The organism is Luteolibacter sp. SL250 (assembly GCF_026625605.1).
Lineage (GTDB): Bacteria > Verrucomicrobiota > Verrucomicrobiia > Verrucomicrobiales > Akkermansiaceae > Luteolibacter.
On sequence record NZ_CP113054.1, the window covers coordinates 1,527,003 to 1,547,831 of the forward strand.

The following is a 20,829-nucleotide window of genomic DNA, read 5'->3' on the forward strand; positions in this document are numbered from 1 at the left end:
AAGACGCGCCTGCCTTTCGGAGGCCCAAAGACAAGGAGGAGTTCATGTGGGGAGGGTGGACCTGTCGCCACTGCGGCCAGCGCATGGACAAATGGGGGAATCCAAGAACCGATCAACCATGAAAGAAAGCGAACAATCCTACTCAACGGCGATGGTCCGCAGCAGCGCCTCCAGGCTGATGGCCATCGTTATGGTACTGTGTGCCACCCTCTGCCTCATAAGCCCTTGTGAGGCCGCTGGAGGCCCAAACGGCACCATTCCCGCCCAGACCCATCTTCCCGCAACGTACCTTGCCGCCAAATTCAAGTTTCTCGATGACCTTTTCACCGCAGGAGGAAGAGCGGGTGGTAAGGCGTATGGCTACAGCTCCCGGGAAGCCCAGAGGGAAGAAAGAAGAGGGGAACGCGGATTCTTCTATTACGTGTTCCAGACTCTCTTACGTCTGACCTCCGGAGTGTTCCTTGCCTACCACGCGGGAACCCTGATCGAGAAGATCAACAGGAAGAATCAAGGACTCGACACGGCGGTTGCGATTGGAGGTTTTGTATTCTCCCTGATCTTCCCTTGGTGGGGATTCCTCATCGGCGGGATCTGCTGGGGCCTCTGGAAGCTGTCGGATGAATCGGCCAAAAACCCACCAGCCTCTGACCAATGAAGCTCCAGAAAGACAAGGTAGTCCGTTGGGTAAGGATCTTGGCCACCGTCTGCCGATACGCGGGCGTGGTTGTGCTGACCTTCACCCTGACGTCGCTCATGGCCATACACGATGAGTTCGGAACCCAGGTGGAAGATCCGTTGCATTCCATCGCCGGACCGAACTGGACGGATGACATCAGCACGGTTGCGGAAGGCACCAGGTCAGCCATGCGCCACATGAGCAGTGAGCTTGTTGTTGCAGCCCTGAACGAGTGGAGCGAAGAGGACAACGAACTTCGGGACTGGAGAACTGAACTTCGGATTGTGAACGCCTATGCCCGCCGGTTGGAAGAGTCCGTGATGCGGGGGCTGGTGATCAAACCGCTGGGCGCGACTGGCAGTAGTGACAGTGGCCACGAGAATGGTGGAGACCCCTACTATTCTGGCGGTCCTTACAGTCCTTTCGATCCCTTTTATGGCACCGCACCGGGTTTTGGTTCTTCGGATGCTGTCGAAGAGAAGGCGGAAGGGAAGAGCCGCGAAGATCTGAGCAACGAGGCATTGAGGGCCTGGAACGTGGCGATGAAGGAACGTGGTTACGCTGTCCTGCCGATCCCTTCCAATGCCGCGCTTTATCCTTACAAGGGACTGGTGGTTTCCTTTCTGTGGACAGGGATAGGTATTCTTTCGGTTGGGGTGGCACCTTTCCTTATCACAACCATTAGGGAGCGGAGGAAGTTCAATGCACACCGATAAGCCGAACTTGAACCAATATCACCATGAAAATAATAAAAAGCCTCTGTATTGTTCTCTTCGTTCTTTTTGGCCTGGTGGGATTTGTTTTCATGGGGTTCGACCTAAAAGAAAAATGGGATGCTCGTGTTCTTCCTGATCAGATTAGGAAAGGGGCAAAGAGGTACGATCTGAAAGGTGACGGAATCTTAAGATATTATATTTGCTCGAAGCCTGTCGAGGGGATGGATCACGTTGATGATTATTACGATGTCGTATGGAATTCGAGATCTAAGGTCATTGAGGTGTACACGCCTGTTCTTTACAGGGTAAATGGAGAAATAAAGAGCGTGGTTGAATATGCTAAATCGGCAAGCAGTCATGATTACAAGGTGGAGGTCATCGATCATCGTCTTTATGGTTATCTTGACGGTGGCTTATATATTGTCGATGAGCCTGTTTGGGAGGTTGAAGATGTTGGTTTGGTGGAGATATATCATTTGTTGCGATCCTTTAAATTCGGGCCCGTAAAGTTGAGGCATCGCACGCACTAGGACAACACGGCCTCGCTTATTTGCAGCCTTTTCGGGTGTGAGCGGATAGCCGGTGGGAGTTCCTTTGCCGATGAAAAAACTGGGGAATACGTCTTCAGTCCGGTGCTCTTGCATGATCCGGTGAAGGGGTATGTATTCCTTGTGCACGATGTCACGGGCAATGAGGGAACCTTCCGGACATATTATAACACACGGGGAAAAGAGGTTTCGTATCCCGTGAAATGGTCGGATCGTGAGGTGAGGGCTTTCCGGGTTCTTCTTTCCGAAGGGTGATATACATCTGTGTCTCGTGGCCGGTGATTGAAGGGGTGGGGCGTGGGTTGTAATATGCTTGTGCTCTTTGATATATAAAAACATAACTTTTGGTCCGCGAATTTTCTTGACATGAAATCCGGTTTTGTTATAATCAATGTATCCAAGAAGGGTTGCCTTGTTCCTGTTTGTCTTTCCTGAAGGTGTCCGGAAAAACCCGTCCCGGAGGGCTTGAGGGTTTTGATGGCACCGATCACTTTATCCCTTCGCCGCTCGGCGGAGGGGATGTCTGTCCTTCTTCATTCTTTTTCTGAGGAGTTCCGGGAGGGGTTGGGGCCCCGCCGGTAGTCCGGATCCGGGTGCTTCTTCGACTTTAGTCGGAGAGGCTGGTGGAAGGGGAGTTGAATGCCTGCCACTCCGCCGAACGGCGAAGCGGTTGAAGATCGAGCTACGGTCGGGCGGGGCTGATCCGCCCGTAGCTCTACAAGCAATGGGGAATGAAATACCTTTCCCCTCCGAGCGGAGAGGAAAGGTAAATGCTTCGAGAGCCAGGCCAGCTCCGCGCCTGTCTCTCTGTCAGGGAATATAAAGTGAAGGATGGAAGGGGTTTAAGGAGAGTAATGCCCTGATGTTTCCTGATCGAAGGACCGGAGGAAGAAATGAAGTTGGATGTCCCGCTCCGCCGAGAGGCTATGCTGAACTGATGGAGCTACGAACGGGCGGAGCTAATCCGACCGTAGCTACGCAGAATAAGCAGTGAAACGCCTCTCCCCTCCGAGCGGAGAGGAAAGGTGAATGCTTTGAGAGCCAGGCCTGCTCCGCGCCTGTCTCTCTGACGGAAGGATCACGCAAAAGTTTAAGGAGTTATAAGTGGATTAGGTTCGGCATGTTTAATGGTCGATTTCAATATCTGTAAGGCATGTCTTTGGGAATTGATCTTTTTCTGGAAAAATGCGGATTTATGCTTGACGAAAGTATATCTACGGGTATTACATGCCCGTCGAAGAAATAGATGAAGAAGAAATTCGAAATGCCGAACATCCACCTCCTGAAAAATCACGAAGGATACTATGGGAAAACCATGGAAATTGATCAGAATCTGACGGGTTACAGCCGCCGGGTTGGAGAGGCGATGGTAAGAGCCGATTTCCAGAGAAAGACGGATTGCTTGGGGAATTATAATTCAACCGAACAACAGGTTGCGTGGCTCGCGAAATACGGGCTTGAAAGCAGCGGCATCAAGGTGATCGACCAAGCGGTGATCGATGACGTTGGCGAGCAGCTTGACCGGGATGTGATGTTCCACGAAAAGCTGATGATCGGATCCAAGGTGGTTCACGTGAAGGACAAGCGAACGGTGCTGGTGATCCGCTCGATCAAGCTCGGTGAGAAGGTGAAATTCGAGGGAACCGGAAAGACTGCTTACATCAGGATGCTCCGAAAATACCGGGACGACGGGGATTACTCCAAAACGGACATCCCCCAGGAGTATTTCCGCAACGAGTGGCTTCCTGCCTGAACCCGTGATCCCCTCAAAAGACATGGAGAAATATCATATCCCATTTGCCGCCAAGGTGACGAAGGAAGGTGCAGAGAAGATCTGGAAAGACATGAAGGTGTCCGTTCACGGACTCAGTGTGAGGCAGGCGAGAGCGCTGGTGGTGGATAGCGTGAATCGCAGCCTCGGCATTGACAAGGAAGCGGCTAGCGCCAAACAGCGGGATACTCTCGCTAAGTTTGGACAGGCCATGGATTTATCCAAAGGTCAGGCCCAGGCGGTGATCACGGATATCTACGAGAGCCTCGGATTGGAGGTAGCCCGTTACGAGGGGCTCTTCTCGGCGGAAAAGGTCATCCACGTGTATCGGCGCGAGGAAGTAACCGAGATTCTGTCCTTTGATTCGTTGGAGAGGATTCGGCTAAAGGGCTGCAAGGGCGCGTGCACACTCCGAATGCTCCGGCGTTATCGACCGGATGGTTGCTACTCCCAGACGTCCATTCCGGTTCATTACTTTGAAAATGGGTGGCTGATGAAAGTGGTTTGAGATAGAAGCGAGACTGGAGCCCGGCTGAATAGGCCGGGCTTCTTTGTTTCGTGAAATGCTCTCCATTCACCCATTGCGTGTGGTGGCTGGCAGGATACTTTGGCTGATGGACTTCCTGCCGTCACCGGAACCTGATTCGCGAATTGAGGTCATCGCCTTTTCAAAAGAGGGCAACATCCCCAACAGTCATCTTCCCGTAATTCTCTACAGGAATGCCTGCCCTCTGGATTCCCCGGATCTTGCAGATCTAATTGAGGGGAGATTTCGGGAGAACGGCGGTACTAACGCATGGAGGGACGGGATTTATCCATTCCCTCACTACCACAGCATGACGCATGAAGTTCTCGGGGTGTGCAGGGGATCAGCGACTTTGAAGCTCGGAGGGAAAGTGGGCGAGAGATTGAGGTTGTACTCGGAGATGTAGTGGTCATCCCTGCCGGTGTGGGCCACAAATGCCTCCGGTGCTCTGGCAATTTCATGGTGGTGGGGCATATCCTGGAGGGAATGAGCCTGATCTTCTCCGTGATGATCCGGACGATAGGGAAAAGGCGGACAGAAATCTCCCACTCGTTCCGTTGCGATCGACTGATCCCGTTGAGGGTGATGGTGGACCATTAATTCGCCATTGGCTGTAGGCAGGAGAGTAAGAATGCTAAGGTAGAACGCCCGAGTTGAGGGGGCTTCTCTGCGGTTATCGCATTGGTAAACTGTTGCTGTGCATTGGTCAACTGTTGCTGTCCTACTGAATATCTACGGCCTTTTCGGTGAGGGATGTGGCCCGCTTAACGCGATTGCGCGGTGATGACATTGACTTGCGTCATGGGATGAAACTATCTTTCATGGGGGCGATTGATGGGTAACTGAAATATCCCATAACCGGACATTAAGAAGAAAATAGTTGATCAGTTGGTGCGCTGTTAGTATTCGACCCTTTAATGTTTTATCGGGTGGAAAGATCAATTCTGTCGGGCAGTCGTTCGGTGTGCCAGATAGCGTTTGCCTCTGTTTTGACGCTTCCTTTATTCGGAGTTTCAGGTCTCCTTGCAGAGAATGAAGTCTCCGGTCCTCTCCGTGGGGCGAAGGTATCAGCGAGTTCCGTTTCGGGGACGCATGACGCGAAGAATGCTGCTGATGGAGATGCGACCGATGCTTCTGCATGGGTGGGTGGAGGAGAGGGGGAAGGGCAGTGGTTGCAATTGGACTTTCCGTCGCCTGTAAGGGTTTCTGAAGTTCAGCTCCACAGCGGTCTCAGATCGATCAAGGGCTCGCTCGTGACGGCGGGAGAGATCCAAGTGAAGGAAGGAGCCGATTGGAAGAAGGTCGGAGAGTTTTCCAATAACAGGTTCGATGAACTAAGGATTACGGTCCCAGGAGGGCTGATTGAAACATCCTCTCTCCGGCTGTGGACTGTTCAGAAAGGCGAGGTGGCTGTGCGGGAACTTGCGCTCTACCCACAGTCAGCAGCGCTCGGGGAAGGCCTAGGTTTTTATGGTGATGGCACACATATGGTGAGCGTGAACCAGATCGCTTACAACGACGGTTATCCGAAACGGTTCACTGTGCCAACCGCGATCAAGGATGGCGCCAAGTTCTCAGTCCGAAAAGCAGGTTCGGACAAGGAGGCGCTTTTCACAGGAGACATAAGGGCGGGGACTGGGGATTTCTCAGCATGGAACGCAGGCAAGGACGGAGGGGACTACACGATTCACGTTGAAGGCGGAGGGATGGATGCTGAAAAATCGTTTCCTTTTGCGGTGGGTGAGAGAGCTTTGCAAAAATCCCTGTTGCAACCAATGGTGGATTTCATGGTTGATGCGCGCTCGGTCGTGGGAACTCACCCGAGTGCCTATGGTGGTGCCGCATGGCGGGATGGAAGTTATTACACCCACGAATTGGCGTCATTGGTGATGCTCTATCTGGCGTTTCCGGATGAGATCAGCGAAATGCCTCGCCAGATCGACTGGCAGGCGGAGCAAGTCAGGGTTCTCTCTCCGGATTTCAAATGGGTGCCAACGAGGGGAGACAATCATCTCCTGGAAGCGGCCCGATACTACTATCGCCACTATGAGGCCCCGGCAGCTGACGCTCCGGATGCCGTGAAATTGATCCATTGGGGCTGCGGGATGACCATGGCCAAACCCAAGATCTTCGATCCGAGCGGCGATGGCATCGGTTTACAGGTGCATTCGCAACTGATCGAACAAGTGGCGTATGTCCTAGCGTTGGAGCCGAAGCTCAAGAAATGGATCCCGAAAACATTTTTCACCGAAGCCCAAGCATTCGTGGACAAGCACTGGGCGAAAGTGGGACTTCTGAGGGTTCCTCACACTTGGGAACCCCGGGACTACAGGGAGGCGACAGACCCGGCACTGAGACAGATGTCCGGCCCCGCACTCAATCCCTACAAGGGCCGCCATGTTCCCGGGCACTCGATTCTGCCTAACCTTCTCATGTATGAAGTGACTCGGCGTAATGAAAGCGGAAGAGGGATCAATTACCTCACCGCCGCGATTTCCCAGGCGCAGTATGTGATCCGCGAGATGGACTGGAGGGACCCGCGCCACACGAAGGGTCACCGGATGAGCGAGCACAAGATGATTACGGGCTTGGTGTGGCTCCAGCAGAACTACCCGGAGCAGGCTCCATCGGGACTGAAAAAGAAGCTGGAGGATTGGGCGGATGTTGCCATCTCCCGATCCGATAACCTCTGGGATTTCCGTCGCTACGACCTTGGAGACCACTGGACGATCCCGGTGATGAACGAGCCTGGTAATTTGGGGGGCTTCCCGGCGTGTGCCTTGTCGGTAAGCTGGGTGATTGAGGATTCCGCGAAAAAGAAACGTCTCAGAGAGATCGCATTTGCTGCCTTGGACTGCCTCTTGGGGCGGAATCCGATCAATAGTGCTTCACCCCATCATCCGGAACGGGGGTGGAATGGAATGATCGAGAGAGGATGGCCAGTGGGGTTCCCGAACGGAACTACAGCACGTCTGGAGACTTGCCGGGGATCGCTCTCCTCAGGTCCCGGGAGCGAGATGTATCCCTTCAACCCTAGGGGAAAGCCCAGATTTCCGGAAGGTTGGAGCGCGTTCAATTCAGCTCTGAACGTGGGATTGGCCTATATCGAAATGGATTCAAAATCGCATGCCGGATTGCCTCCGGAATGCATTAACCAAAAGGATTAACTATGAATAATTCTAATTATACCCCGATTCGGGCGTGCAATCGGGAAAGATTGCCTCTTCTGGATGCCTGTTTGTTAGATGTATATCATATATTGAGCGCCGCTCTGTTTATTTCCATGGTTGGACTGACTGGAAGCGTGCGGGCGGAAATACTTGACGCGGGCGAGCTGTTCACCACTGCTGTCAAAGCAGATGGTACAGTGTGGGCTTGGGGATACAATGATACAAGTCAGCTTGGGGATGGGACGACTATACAGAGGGATATGCCAGTTCAAGTCTCAGGTCTGACCGGGACGGTGGCCGTTTCTGCGGGGGAGGGACATGCGATCGCACTGAAATCCGACGGAACCGTTTGGGCATGGGGATCCAACACCAATGGAAGGTTGGGAGACGGGACGCTAATAGATAGAGCCATACCGGTTCAAGTTTCGGGATTGAGTTCAGTGGTGGCGATATCAGCGGGTAGAAGTCATAGCATGGCCGTAAAATCCGATGGGACGGTGTGGGCATGGGGAAACAACGGAAGTGGTCGCCTCGGAGATGGAACAACGACCCAAAGAAATACTCCGGTGCAAGTTTCGGGATTAACTTCAGTGGTGGCAATATCAGCGGGTGAAAGCCATAGCTTGGCCGTGAAGTCTGATGGAACGGCTTGGTCATGGGGAAACAATGGAAGCGGTCGGCTCGGAGATGGAACAACGACTGCAAGGAATACTCCAGTGCAAGTTTTCGGATTAGATTCAGTGACAGCAATATCAGCGGGTGAAAGCCATAGCGTGGCTGTGAAGTCTGATGGAACGGCGTGGGCATGGGGAAACAATGAAAGTGGTCGGATCGGAGATGGAACGACGAGCCAAAGAAGCACGCCAGTTCAAGTAATAGGTTTGAGCGAAGCTGTGTCGATATCAGCCGGTCAATATCACACAGTTGCACTTAATTCAAATGGTTCGGTATGGGCGTGGGGGCGTAATGAAAGCGGGCAGTTGGGGGATGGGACGACCACGCGGAAAAGTGAACCGGTTCAAGTGATCGGATTAGTCGGGGTGTCGGTTTCTGCAGGCCAACACCACACGGTTATACTGGGAGGGGATGGATCCGTGGTTTCTTTAGGGAATAATCGGTATGGTCAGTTGGGCGACGGTGCGGTGGTTCAACGTAAAAGCTGGAGCCAGAGATTTATTTCGAATATTGATTCGATATCAGGTAGTTCAGGGCATACCCTTCTTGTTGATGTTGATGGTAATGTTTGGTCCGTAGGTCGCTATGATCAGGGGCAGTTGGGGTATGAGGCGATATCGAGTCATCTCACGCCAAATAAAGTTGAAAAAGTTAAGAATATCGTAAGTGCCGAAGCAGGGGGATCCCATTCGCTTGCCTTGGATGATGGCGGCGAGGTGTGGGCTTGGGGGAGTAATTCAGTTGGGGAGCTGGGGAATGGGACAACTAGTAATAGTGCGACTCCTATTCCTGTCCGAGTAGTAGATATGGACAACGTGGTTGCTATTTCCGCAGGAGAGTGTCACTCGTTGGCGCTAAAAAATAATGGTACAGTATGGGCTTGGGGACAAAATTGGTCTGGTGAGTTGGGAGACGGTTCGTGGCTAGATCGGTCAAGTCCTGTACAGGTAAATGGATTGTCTGGGATAGTTGCAATATCGGCCGGGTACTTTCATTCGATGGCTCTAAAATCTGACGGGACCGTTTGGACATGGGGTGCGAACTGGTCGGGACAACTTGGGGATGGAACAACTACGTTTAGCAATATCCCAGTTCAGGTATTGGGTCTTAATGGGGTAATCGCCGTTTCATGTGGATGTGAATTTGCCATTGCGCTTAAAGATGATGGTACCGTTTGGGCTTGGGGAAGCAATGCGAGTGGCAATATTGGCGATGGAACATTTACGAACAGGTCAACTCCAACTCAAGTTGCGAACCTCGCCGGAATCACTTCAATTTCGGCGAGTAAAGGAGACTTTGACGCAGCACTGTGGGCATGTTCGTTGGCTATTAGATCAGATGGGAGCGTATGGGGATGGGGAGCCAACTCGTATGGGCAGCTAGGTGATGATACTAATGCCGTTCGATCAATGCCAATTCAAATTCCAAACGTAAATGTCGGACAGGCCGGGCGGACATTCGCGGGTAATAAAACAAGTTATATTATCAAGGATGACGGCCGAATATTGTCTACTGGTTTTGGTCCTAGGGGGGAGCTGATAAATTCTTTCAATACCTATGCCAATTGTGTCGCTCGATTAGCTTTGGGGTTTAACTATATAAATCCGATTCCCGAGCTTTTGATTGCCGCACCATCATCCGATACATCAGTAAATCTCCACCATAACGTGACGGTGGAGGCAACTGCATCAGTGAGTTCGGGAAGTATCGACCGAGTCTACTTCTACGCTGATGGCATTTATCTCGGAGAGGACGATACTGCTCCCTACACCTACACCTACACTCCGACAACCTGGGGCAACCTTGAGATTCACGCGATTGCGGCGAGTTCTGCGGGGGCATTTTCAAAGCCCTCAGACTACCTGCGCCTCAAGACGCCTTATGACGGAAACTCCAACGACATTCCTGACTGGGAAGAGTTCAAGCTCTGGATGGAGGGATATTTTGGTATAGGCCATGGCTTCGGACCCAGTGATGACCCTGATGGAGACGGTCTTACCAACTCCCAGGAATACGCACTGGGAACATCTCCGATAGATATTGACACGGATCATGACGGTGTCCCGGACGGGGAGGATGAGTATCCGCTGACCCCGGCAATTGATAGTCCAACGATTATTTCAGTGTTTGTACTCACGCCGTTAAGATAGGCAGTTTCTTTGTAGCTATTGTAATTCTTTTTATACGATCATGAGAACTCCTTTTGCATCGATTGTTCCGTTGTTAGCCTTGCCATACTGGATTGGGTCTGCCCAGGCGAACTGCTGGTCTTGTCCGGGAGGGGTTATCACAAACACGATTCAGATCTCAAACCCGGTTCCCGATCAGAATCCTTCGAGGATACCGGATGTTGTGGATGATGAGGGAGAGAGTAAAGTGAACTCGGCTACTTTGAGAATACGCGACGAGGAGGGGTGGAAAAGAGCGTCACTTGGTGAAGAGCGTAAGATTATGCTACTCCCCGGTAAGGTCTATCCTATGGAAATTTCGGCACAATACACAGGTGCCAAAGATTGCCCGTCGGCTAATCTATTATTTGAAGGGTGCCGCTTGGAGATACAAATTATCGATGAAGATCAACCGGGGCTGCCCACTTATTCGGCGTGGGTTAACGCCGAAACCATGACGCTCCAGCAGGGAAGCAGCAGTGCAAATTTCAAGTGGGATACCGTTAATTTCCCTGATGCGCATGATCAAACCAACATTCCCCACAATCATGATCCTGACGAAGTTCTGATTGTAGAAGGTAAGAGGAAAGCAAAGGATGTAACCCGTTACTATGTCCGGATCGCTCCTGATGTTGGTGGTGCAGGGACAACCGCCCCTCAGGCGGGAGGATCGGTGAACGGGGCAAACTGGAACGAAGCTCCCGGGCTTTCGAGAATCACACAGGGGATCCAAGAGGGAATTTTTTCTGATCTCCCTGAAGCGGCGGCGACAGAGTTCCTTGCGGAACCCGCGATTGGCATTTCGATTCCGTTGGGTGGGGTTGATGATTCAGGTATGAGGAAGAGCGCGGGATCATTGAGAATTTCTCATCCGGTAGGCGATGAGGATTTTTCGGGCATTGGTGTGTTAATTTCATCGGAGTATTTCAATCCATCTGACGAAGACAATGACGCGATGCCGGTCCACTGGGATCCCGCGACGGGTGATCCACGACGGATACTGGTGTCGGAGGAAGCGGTGATCTGCATCGAGGAGCTATCGGGACTCCTACAGATCGATGTGTATCCCGCATCGGGCTATAATGTGGGGAGCCGTATTTTTACCGGCCAGAAGCTTGCCATCTATAAATATGAGATCACCCCCGCATCGACCGGCTTTTCTAATGGCCTGCGGATCTCCGAGTGGACCGGTGCCTTTGTTGACAGCTTGAACCCAGTAAAGGTCACGGACTATGGGATTTCCACTGACAAGATGACCACCACGACATCGAGCGGAGGCAGGACGGTGACGGTGACGGAGGACCAGGGTCTTGATTTGACTGATGCCGCATCCATCCGGGCGTCGTACCGCAGTTCGACTACAACGGTGCATGACAATGAGGAGTTGGTTTCCAAAACCATCGAGGAATATTGCTATATTCCGATTTACCACGAAGCCCTTCTTTTGAGAGTGGAGGAACTCCCGACCTTGAGGAGGGTGGTTCTCAATAGCTTGACGGATACCGGATTGGACGAAACCTGGCACTATTACGGGCAGCACGCTGCTCTACTGGGCGGGAATATCCACCTAAACGGCAAACTAAAGTTTCATCAGCGGAATGATGGAGGATGGATTCTTTACGGTTACGACATCGATGGAAATGTGGCGACCACCTACGAACCATGGGAGTCGACAATGCCTCCCTCGCTTGATCCTGTAACTGGCGTGGGAGTTGTAGATGGGAACACGGAGTTGGCGGTAATGAATCTTCCGGTTAAGCAGATGCGAGTCGAAGCATATATTGGAACCGAGACATATACCCAGACAGCTAAGACCTGGCTTCTAGAAGACGGTCACGCGCCTAAGATTATTCGCGATGCCACCCGCAATATCGTGAGTGAGGGAGGATCTTCGGTGTCGCACGACGAACTCTGGGGTGCGACGATTACCGACCAGATCAAAGGGACTTGGAATCCTGCAACTGGAAATGCTTGGTCGGATTTCACACCTGCTGCTCCGGGCACGGAAGATTCTGCCATTCATACGATGTCTGTGGTCACGCAGGGTACGAGCTGGACCGACCAGATTCCCTATTCCGGTGGACAGTATGTGATCCCGGGACGATCGATCCAGACAATAACAATCTCAGGAATGCAGGGTCTAATGTTAGAAGAAACGCGAATTTTGCCTCCGGGAGTTTCTGGTGTTTCCGATGAGTCAAGTTTCGTGCCCGCCACACAGACTACCTATGCTTATGATGCTTACGGGCGCCAAACCTATTCATGGAAGGATGGCAGGATCATTGTCCAAAATGAATATCCGACACCGGTCGAGTCGGTGGAGATCGATCAAACAGGAATAATAACCCGGCTGGTCGTTGATGGGCAAGGCAGGACCATATCGCGGACGGTCGAAGGGGGGGGCGGCGTTGCCTCGATAACCGAGACCACGGAATATGATGGTCTTGAAACTCGAGAAATGGTCAATGGGGTGCTTGTATCGCGGGCAGTGGTGGACCTGGCTGGTCGGCCGATTTTGAAGGAAGACCGGATCGGTTCGGTTACGGAATGGAGCTATTCTAGCGACGGCCGGACGACGACGGAAACGCGTCCGGGAGGATCTACGGTGGTCACAGCAGTTCATCGGGATGGCCGAGTCGAATCTATCACTGGAACGGGAGTAGTTGCCACTTACAATTTCTACGGATTGGAAGAGGATGAGGATGAATATTATCATCAAGCGACAACGACCCGGGTGGGCGCACCTAATAGCCCGCGTTATACGAAGCAAGTTTTTTCATGGGAAAGCGGAGAGCTACTGCGGACGCTTAATCCGGATGCGAAAAGCGGATCTTATGAAGTTACAACAGAGGACGGAGGCTCCGGATTCCCTTATTCGGGTAAGTTTGGATATACAGTTGGCGACACATCCTACCCCGGCTATGCTGGACCAGGGAGCATCGCTTCATCGTCTTTCCCCGCATTCAACGCAGTTGGGTCCATGGGGATGCATACCTATAGCGGAAGGATCTCGGAGTGGATTTCCGATACGTGGAATGGACCAAGTCGTCTTATTGAAATAAGCACAGAATATGTTTTGCATGAAGGGAAATGGTGGAAGAAGGTAACGGAAAGTAAGGGTATTGAGGAGCCGGATGCCCTTCAGCAAACCTATTCCATGACCCGGCTATGGCAGGGCGATGGTCTAAAAAATATTGATCTAACCCCCGATGGAGAGATAGAGACGACAGTAACAGTCTTTAACCGAGGACAGAAGGAATCTACCACCACAGTTAGTGGCAACAGGAGTCTGATTCCACAGATTATTTTCATGGTGAATGGGCGCATTCAATGGCAGCAGGGGAAACATTCGTCGGATGCCGCCCATCGTGCGACTTTGACGTATGACAGCTTGGGCAGGGTAACGCATACCCGAGATCATCGCGGCGCCGTTACCCGAACTGTATACAATGGCGTTGGACAAGTGGAGAAGATGTTCGATACGCTGGGTCGGGCGACAACCTATAGCTACGTCAATTCAACCTCTCACGGAGCAGGGAACTTGGCCGCGATCACCCGGCCGGATGGCCAAACGACCATCTACAACTATACCGTGCGCGGACAAATCGATTCTATTGGGGGCACCGTGGAGTATCCGCAATCTTTCACTTACAACGAATATGGTGACAAGGAGACTCTCACCACCACCAGCGCTTCAGGTTCGAGCGTGACTCGTTGGGAGTATAATGCTGCTGGCCTGCTAGCCGCCAAGTATTATAATCACGGTTCCGGCGATGTGGATAAGATCGAGTACACCTACGATCCATTCGGAAGGCTGGAACAGAAAGAGGTCGTCGGAGGTAAAGTTACCAAATACACCTATAATGCATTTGGGGAGACGATGACGATTAATTACGGCGGCGATGGAAACGGCGAGGATGTCATCTTTACCCGTAATAATGCGGGCCTGGTAGCAATTGTAAACGAGAACTATGAGGACGCGGATGGCGGTGCCATGGGTAGCGGTTCCACCGCCTTCAGCTACACCGCAGGACGTGTCAGTGGAGTCGAGTATGATGGAGGGCACAGCTATCTTCCTGGAGTGAAGCTGGATTACGAAACTCCGGACCCGGCAAGCGGACTTCCGAAGGGCTATGAAGTATTCAATGGTGCGACCAGCCGAATGGAAGTGGCATACGGCTATGATGATGAAGGCAGGCTGGCATCGGTCGGATCGCTACACGGCACCTTCAGCTACAGCTACCATCCTGGCAGCGGTATCGTCGCTGGCTACACCGGCGATCTTTCGGGGGGCGTGGTGACCCAGACCCGCCCGGTGGATTTCCAGGGCCGAGTGTCGTCGGTTACCACCCGCAATGGCTCTGGGGGGATGATCGCATCGGTTGGCTATAGCTATGATTTGGTGGATCGCCGAACGCAAACCCGGCGGGAAGACGGAACCTCATGGAGCTACAGCTACAATGGTCGCGGCGAGGTGACAGGCGCATTGAGACGCAATACTGCCGGTGATGCTATCAACGGTCTTGCACGGGAGTACTATTATGACGATATTGGCAATCGCAATTGGATGAAATATGGCGGCGGCCAGACCGGAGCGTTGACCCACCTCGAATACACTAGAAATGGTCACAATCAATACTCCAAGATCGAATATATTCCTTCGACTTCCGCGACAGCATGGATGGTCGGACGTGCGCCTGCCTTGGATGATGTTTATGTGAACACCCAGCTTGCAGGCCGCCAGGAAACATGGTTCTCTCATGAAATCGGTGTGTCGAACACCGGCGGCCCGGTAAATCTCGCGGTGGAAGTGACCGATAATCTTGGGTCCCCGGTTTCCAGTGGCAATTTGGCGGTGCCAGCAGCCTCTACCATCCGGACCTATGACGAGGCCGGAAACCTTGCCAGTGACGGGATGTGGGAGTATAAGTGGGACAGTGAGAACCGCCTCCGCGAGATGAAAGCTACTGATGCCGCGACTAATGCAACTTTCCCGGATCTGACGATCGAGTTCGTCTATGACTGGCAGGGTCGCCGGATTGCGAAGAAAGTCACGGAAGGAGTGACGGTGACGCACAAGCGCTACCTTTACGAAGGCTGGAACGTGGTGGCGGAATGGACGCTTCATGGAAGTTCCATCACTTTCAACGCGCCTCAAACCTACCTCTGGGGTCTCGACCTCTCCGGTCAGCAGAGTGGGGATGTTGCACAGATTCAAGGAGCCGGAGGCGTTGGTGGGCTGTTGGCGGCAGACGTGAGGAAAGTCAGTGACGCGAGCGCGCTGGGCAAGGTGTATGCCTCGTATGATGGTAATGGGAATATTCTTGCTTGGAGCGGAGCGGACGGCACCATCAAACAGAGTCAAGACTATGATTCTTTTGGTAATATTATTTTAAAGAGTGTTGATGCAAGCGGACCTCTAGGGGGGCACCAGGGAGAGGTGGATTACGGTTTCTCGACTAAACCACTCGAGAGAGATTGTGGTCTGATCTATTATGGCTGCCGCTATTACGACCCTCTTGCCGGGAGATGGTCGGCGAGAGATCCAATCGAAGAGTTAGGAGGAGTTAATCTTTATGGATTCGTAGATAATGCTCCGATCAATTCTATTGATTATCTCGGGATGTGGAAAGAGTCGGAGCATTACGAATTGATAGACTTTTGGATGGAATCTAGCAGAGATAAGCTGCCTGCGGGATCTACTTATAGTAAATACAACTGGCACTGCCTTAATATTAATGTCACCCAAATGTTAAAAAATGGAAACGATCTGGTCGATGGAACCGGTGAGAAAATATACGAGAACTTTATATCTGCGCAGAGTAAGTATAATTCGTATCAGCATGCAATGCGAGCCCCAGAGCAGGCTATTATTCATGCGGAGTTAGCTATGAGAGTGTTTATCGAGAGTGAGGTGAATTTGGCAAAACAAATGGCTAATTCGGCCCGTAGGAATGTAAAGTCAAAGGTTAAAGCAACCAAATTCCTCGCCTTTCTTGAGATTAGAAATGCTATTACCCGATTAGGTAAGGCTCAGCATCCGGTTGCCGATTCAACCTCTCCAGCCCATGCAGGATTTCAGATCTGGGGTGGATTGGGGGTTGATCAGGTTCCGCTAATGATCATGCATGCGCGTCGGGAAACAGCTGCTATTTTTCATACAACCCAACCAATGCCTTATAAATATGTCAAAAATAGGTTTGAAGCAGATCTCTTGGAGATTCTTAAAGAGTAAATATTGTTTCTGTTTTATCGTCGCTGGGATCATCGCTTTTTGGGTGCTGTTCAGTAGTTCAGATTCTGGTGAAATCAGATATGGAAGAACGAAAAACTTTCTAAAGTATCTCAATGTTCATTCTAGTGGACGAAGTTGGTTGTCTGTCAATGGGGAAAAGTATTGGAATCTTAGGGGGTATGAGCCGTATTATCTGGCGGTTCCGAAATCGGATTATATATTTTTTGTTCAAGTTGAGGGTGACGGCGTTAATATTGCGAATTTCCATTCACGTGTTAGTGATAATCGAATTGCATTTCGGCTTTCGAATCGATTGGGTATGAGTGTGAATGGAGCGAATCCGGAGTTCATAGATTTTGTTGAAAGTTACGACGAAGGGGTGGTTGTGGTGGTTTCGAGATTTGAGGGTAAGGATATTCGGTATTACTTTGATTTAACAAATCGCAAGTATTGGGAGGAAGGGGACGGTGCGGTTGGCCCCGACTAGCAGTGTAAGCGCTCCGCGCAGCACCCGTTGAAGGTTTAGGCCACTTTGTTCACACGATAGCCGGTTCGCCGGCTGGCTTCCAGTTCCGGGGAAGAACAAGATCGATCTCCGAACTCTTCATCGCGGTAAGCGTGCGCCCAAGCGCCTTCTGGACACTGTTGCAACGGCGGTATCGTTGTCGTCATAGTGAGAGGCTCTATGACGATAATGACTTCAAGCGACGGGCTTGTGCTTTGCCCGCCGTTCCGCGAGCCATGCAGCGGGCGTGAGGCGGTTGCCTTCACGGGCCGCCATGCCTAATGGCAGTTCCAGGACATCGGTGAGGTAGTCCGCCGGGGCGATGCCCGGGCGGCGGCAATTCTCCACGATGGTGTAGAGGATGGCGGTCTTTTGTAAGCGTGGTCTGTAGCACCATCGGTAGGTTCTTGGAGATGCCGGATGGTAGGTGTCGGATATCCCACACCTATGGATACCTTCATCAGGACCGATCAGATCGGGCGGCTGCGGTTCACCGCCGACCAGCGCCGGAGTTTGCTGGATGCCTTTTGGAATAGCGGCCAGAGCGCGAGCCGCTTCGCCGCCCAACACGGGATCAAACACACCACCTCCGCCAGCAGCACGGGGAAGGCCTTCGTTCCATCAGGATGGGCCAGTGCGGGATAGCTTCCTGTCCGCCGCTTCCTCTTCTGGAGCCAGGTCGCGAAGGTCAGGTATTTGACTCCATGCCGGGCTGCGAACTCAGGACCGCTCAAGCCGCTCGATTCATAGGCATCGAGCAAAGCCTCCCGCTGCGCGGCCGCCGTCCTCACCCTGCCGATGGCGTCCACCTTGATCAACTTCCCGTCTTCTTTCGTTGTCGTCATAGCCACTATGCCTATGACGACAACGATACCCCTCCTGCAATGGAGTTCCAGGGGGGCCACAGACCACGCTTACGGGGGAGGACGGCGTTTACCTGTTTAAGATCGACGGTTTTGGTGCGGTCGCGGACGGCCTCGATGAGGGAGCCGACGCAGAGGTTTTCGACGGCCCTGAGCGTGCCTTCCGAGGTGCGGATGATGAGGTTGAGTGCCTGTTCGGTGAAGGTGTAGTGGAGAGGCAATCATCAGATAAAAGAAATCCCTCATCCTTTGGTGGGTGGGGGATTTCTCTTGGGTCACGCTGCTGCGTTCACTCCGTCATCGGGTTTGAACTTCAACTGCGAAACCACACAATCTGCCGGATTGATGTCGTCCCGTTCACCCAGATAGACGGGCTGATAGGCGGATCCGCTCTGCCGTTGGGCGTAGAGGTAGCGCACATCCGCAATCGCCCCCACCGCAGGAATGGGCATGTTCGGAGGAATAGTGACATTCCCCGCAGGGACCATCGTTCCCGTATCATCCATCAAACCGAGGCGAATGCTCCGTTTGGCATTCACGGCTAGGACAATGAACGACGCGGTTTCCACGAACTTGAACTTCAATTGGCTTCCTCCGCTGGCAGGTCTTCCGGGAATCACAGGGGCATTGAGATCCTTGAACACCATTCCTTCCGCGTTCTGCTTCTTCAGCCGCGTGTGGAGGGCGGATTTGTCGCCGGATCCAAATACAGTGGGAACGAGCCGGATGGCAGCACTGGTGTCGATCCACCGCACCATATAAGTCAGCCGATCCGCATAGGGGAGGGGACGGAGATCCCTTTTCCGGAGTTCCAGCAGGTCGAAGGTGTGGAGGACGTCACCGATGGCCTCCCCATCGATCAGGAAATCGAACGGAATCTCTTGAGCCGCTTCAACGATGGGAAGGGGAAGTGAAACCATCAATCCCTTCCTGTTGATCCCGGTCACGGTTTGTCCGGCTTTCCTCACCATCATCCGGCGTCCATCGAATTTTTCCTGGAGGCACCAGCGGTCGTCGCGGAGGAGACCGGGGATCTCGGATTCATCGACGGGATTGAGGAGCTGGCAACGGATGCCGATGTTCTGTCCATTAGCGTTCGGAGGGACCGGCAGGGAAGAGGGTTCGCCCTCCTCCTTGTATCCCTTGGCCTTTTTCTCCTTGATGAGCTTTCCGAAGATCCGTTCGGCTTGTTCAAGGGAAACAGGGGCAGGGGTTTTCGTTCCGGTTTGCAGGGTGGAACCCCGGCGGCCGTATGCGAAGCGGACGATGTATCCGTCGTCCTTCGGTTCGATGCGGGCTTGGTAGATCTTGTCCGAGGGGTCTTCGCGGTAATACAGGGTGGTTTGTTTCATTGGTTGGTATTTGGTTGGGAAAGGGAAGTGGCTCCCGGGATGGAACCGGGAGGAGGATTGTTTTCAGTTGTCCTGGATGCGGCGGGTTCTGCGGGTGGGGGAGACCTTGGAAGCAGCCTCCCGTGCCCTGCCTTTCGCCCAGTGGCGCAGACGGCCGATTTCGCCGTCCATCAGGGTGGCCATCGGGATGATGTCGCCGATGGCCGCGAAGACGTCCTTCTCGGTCACATCCCTTCCTTCCTCGAAGGCATGGTGGAGGGCTTCCACGAAGACCGCCTCGATTTCCGCCCCGGTGTATTGGTCGGTGGCGCGTGAAAGCGTCACGCAATCGAAGCGGACGATGGAACGGGCGTATTTCCGGATCACGATGTCCCAGATGGCGCTCCGCTCCGTTCGGGACGGGAGATCCACGAAGAACAGTTCATCGAAGCGGCCTTTTCTAAGAAACTCGGGCGGGAGCTTTGACACATCGTTGGCGGTGGCCACGACGAAGACGGGCTTTTCCTTCTCCTGCATCCACGAAAGGAAGCTGCCGAACACCCGCGACGAGGTGCCGCCGTCATTCGTCCCGCCCCCATGTCCACCGGAGAATCCTTTCTCGATCTCATCGATCCACAGAACGCAGGGGGAAATCGCCTCGGCGGTGCGGATGACGGAGCGGAGATTCGACTCGCTCTGGCCGACGATGCCACCGAACACCCGTCCCATGTCGAGGCGGAGCAAGGGAATCCCGAACGCTGCGGCGGTCGCCTTGGCCGTGAGGCTCTTGCCGGTGCCGGGGATGCCGACGATGAGAAGCCCCTTGGGCACCGGCAGACCGTAACCCTGTGCCTCCCGGCTGAATGCCCGGCTGCGGGTGACGAGCCATTGCTTCAGGAGATCCAGTCCGCCGATCTGTTCCAGCGTGACCTTCGCATCGACCGCTTCCACCAGTCCGCCGCTTTTCAACGTCCTGGCCTTTTCACGGGCGATGATGAGGGGAATGGGTTTCCCAGCCTCGACCACCGACAATGCGAAGGCATTCTCCGCTTCCGTGGTGGTGAGGCCCTGCGCTGAGGAAAGGATCTCGCCCAGTTCATCGGGTGCGCTCGCGGGGAGACCGGCGGAGGACAGGATGCCATCGAGAACCACCCTGAGTTGGTCCGCCCCCGGAAGGGGCAAATCGAGCGTGGTGAACTCGTGGGATAGTTCATCCGGCAGTTTTGAACGGCAGCCCAGCAGGATCAGGCAATGTCCCTGGGTTTTCGCCATCCGCAGCAGATCCTTCAGGCGGCGGACGAGGAGCGGATCGGATTGGTCCAGATGGAGCTGGAGGTCGCGCATAACGGCCACCTTCCGTGGATCATTGGCCGTGAACTGTCCTTCGAGCCACTGGAGGGCATCCAACGGATCAGGGCATGGATGGGATCGATTTTCCTGTGCATCGACCCAGCCGTCCGAAGACGACCAGACGAGGAGTCGGCGTTCGCAGGACCGGACGGCTGAGGAAATCTCCGCTTCGCCGCGGACTTCCTCATGGGTTATGATGACAAGACCGGGATGACCGGCACGCAGGTAGGTGATGAGTTGGTTTTGCATGATGGTTGGTGGGTGGGGAGGAGGGAATGGGTGGGAAAAGGAAAGC

At 53.2% G+C, this 20,829-nt stretch carries 14 protein-coding genes; 9 read left to right on the plus strand and 5 right to left on the minus strand.

The window, feature by feature from the left end; all coding sequences use genetic code 11:
* Positions 1–118: 118 nt before the first annotated feature.
* The 9 genes from OVA24_RS06775 to OVA24_RS06815 all read left to right on the plus strand — a co-directional run bounded on the left by OVA24_RS06775 (position 119) and on the right by OVA24_RS06815 (position 16,485).
* Entirely contained in the window at positions 119–655 is a 537-nt protein-coding gene (locus OVA24_RS06775) for a hypothetical protein (protein WP_267674436.1), read from the plus strand.
* Positions 652–1,392: a hypothetical protein gene (locus OVA24_RS06780; protein ID WP_267674437.1), complete on the plus strand. Its 741-nt coding sequence runs from the start codon at positions 652–654 to the stop codon at positions 1,390–1,392. Before OVA24_RS06775 ends, OVA24_RS06780 begins: the two co-directional genes overlap by 4 nt.
* A 23-nt stretch (positions 1,393–1,415) precedes the next feature.
* Positions 1,416–1,922: a hypothetical protein gene (locus OVA24_RS06785; RefSeq protein ID WP_267674438.1), complete on the plus strand. Its 507-nt coding sequence runs from the start codon at positions 1,416–1,418 to the stop codon at positions 1,920–1,922.
* Between the two features lie 1,264 nt (positions 1,923–3,186).
* Positions 3,187–3,693 carry a hypothetical protein gene (locus OVA24_RS06790; protein ID WP_267674439.1) on the plus strand — a complete coding sequence of 169 codons (507 nt, stop codon included), beginning with the start codon at positions 3,187–3,189 and terminating at the stop codon, positions 3,691–3,693.
* A 4-nt stretch (positions 3,694–3,697) separates the two neighbouring features.
* The gene (locus tag OVA24_RS06795; RefSeq protein WP_267674440.1) at positions 3,698–4,219 is read left to right on the plus strand and encodes a hypothetical protein; all 522 of its coding nucleotides are present in this window, start codon (positions 3,698–3,700) and stop codon (positions 4,217–4,219) included.
* Positions 4,220–4,274: 55 nt separating this feature from the next.
* Positions 4,275–4,643 carry a cupin domain-containing protein gene (locus OVA24_RS06800; RefSeq protein ID WP_267674441.1) on the plus strand — a complete coding sequence of 123 codons (369 nt, stop codon included), beginning with the start codon at positions 4,275–4,277 and terminating at the stop codon, positions 4,641–4,643.
* A gap of 511 nt (positions 4,644–5,154) precedes the next feature.
* Complete coding sequence (locus tag OVA24_RS06805) at positions 5,155–7,404, plus strand: discoidin domain-containing protein (RefSeq protein WP_267674442.1); 2,250 nt, start codon at positions 5,155–5,157, stop codon at positions 7,402–7,404.
* Positions 7,405–7,454: 50 nt separating this feature from the next.
* Positions 7,455–10,232, plus strand: coding sequence for an RCC1 domain-containing protein (locus tag OVA24_RS06810; RefSeq protein WP_267674443.1), 2,778 nt, complete (start codon positions 7,455–7,457; stop codon positions 10,230–10,232).
* A gap of 40 nt (positions 10,233–10,272) precedes the next feature.
* Complete coding sequence (locus OVA24_RS06815; protein ID WP_267674444.1) at positions 10,273–16,485, plus strand: RHS repeat domain-containing protein; 6,213 nt, start codon at positions 10,273–10,275, stop codon at positions 16,483–16,485.
* A 700-nt stretch (positions 16,486–17,185) separates the two neighbouring features.
* Here the strand turns inward: OVA24_RS06815 and OVA24_RS06820 are convergent.
* The 5 genes from OVA24_RS06820 to OVA24_RS06840 form a co-directional block, all read right to left on the minus strand.
* Entirely contained in the window at positions 17,186–17,338 is a 153-nt protein-coding gene (locus OVA24_RS06820; protein WP_267674445.1) for a hypothetical protein, read from the minus strand.
* A gap of 122 nt (positions 17,339–17,460) precedes the next feature.
* Entirely contained in the window at positions 17,461–17,835 is a 375-nt protein-coding gene (locus tag OVA24_RS06825; protein WP_267674446.1) for an IS66 family insertion sequence element accessory protein TnpA, read from the minus strand.
* A gap of 11 nt (positions 17,836–17,846) precedes the next feature.
* The gene (locus OVA24_RS06830) at positions 17,847–18,074 is read right to left on the minus strand and encodes a hypothetical protein (RefSeq protein WP_267674447.1); all 228 of its coding nucleotides are present in this window, start codon (positions 18,072–18,074) and stop codon (positions 17,847–17,849) included.
* Between the two features lie 54 nt (positions 18,075–18,128).
* Positions 18,129–19,205, minus strand: a complete 1,077-nt coding sequence (locus OVA24_RS06835) for a WGR domain-containing protein (RefSeq protein ID WP_267674448.1) — start codon at positions 19,203–19,205, stop codon at positions 18,129–18,131.
* Between the two features lie 63 nt (positions 19,206–19,268).
* Positions 19,269–20,783 (minus strand): AAA family ATPase, encoded by a 1,515-nt coding sequence (locus OVA24_RS06840; protein WP_267674449.1) that lies wholly within the window; start codon positions 20,781–20,783, stop codon positions 19,269–19,271.
* Positions 20,784–20,829: the final 46 nt, after the last annotated feature.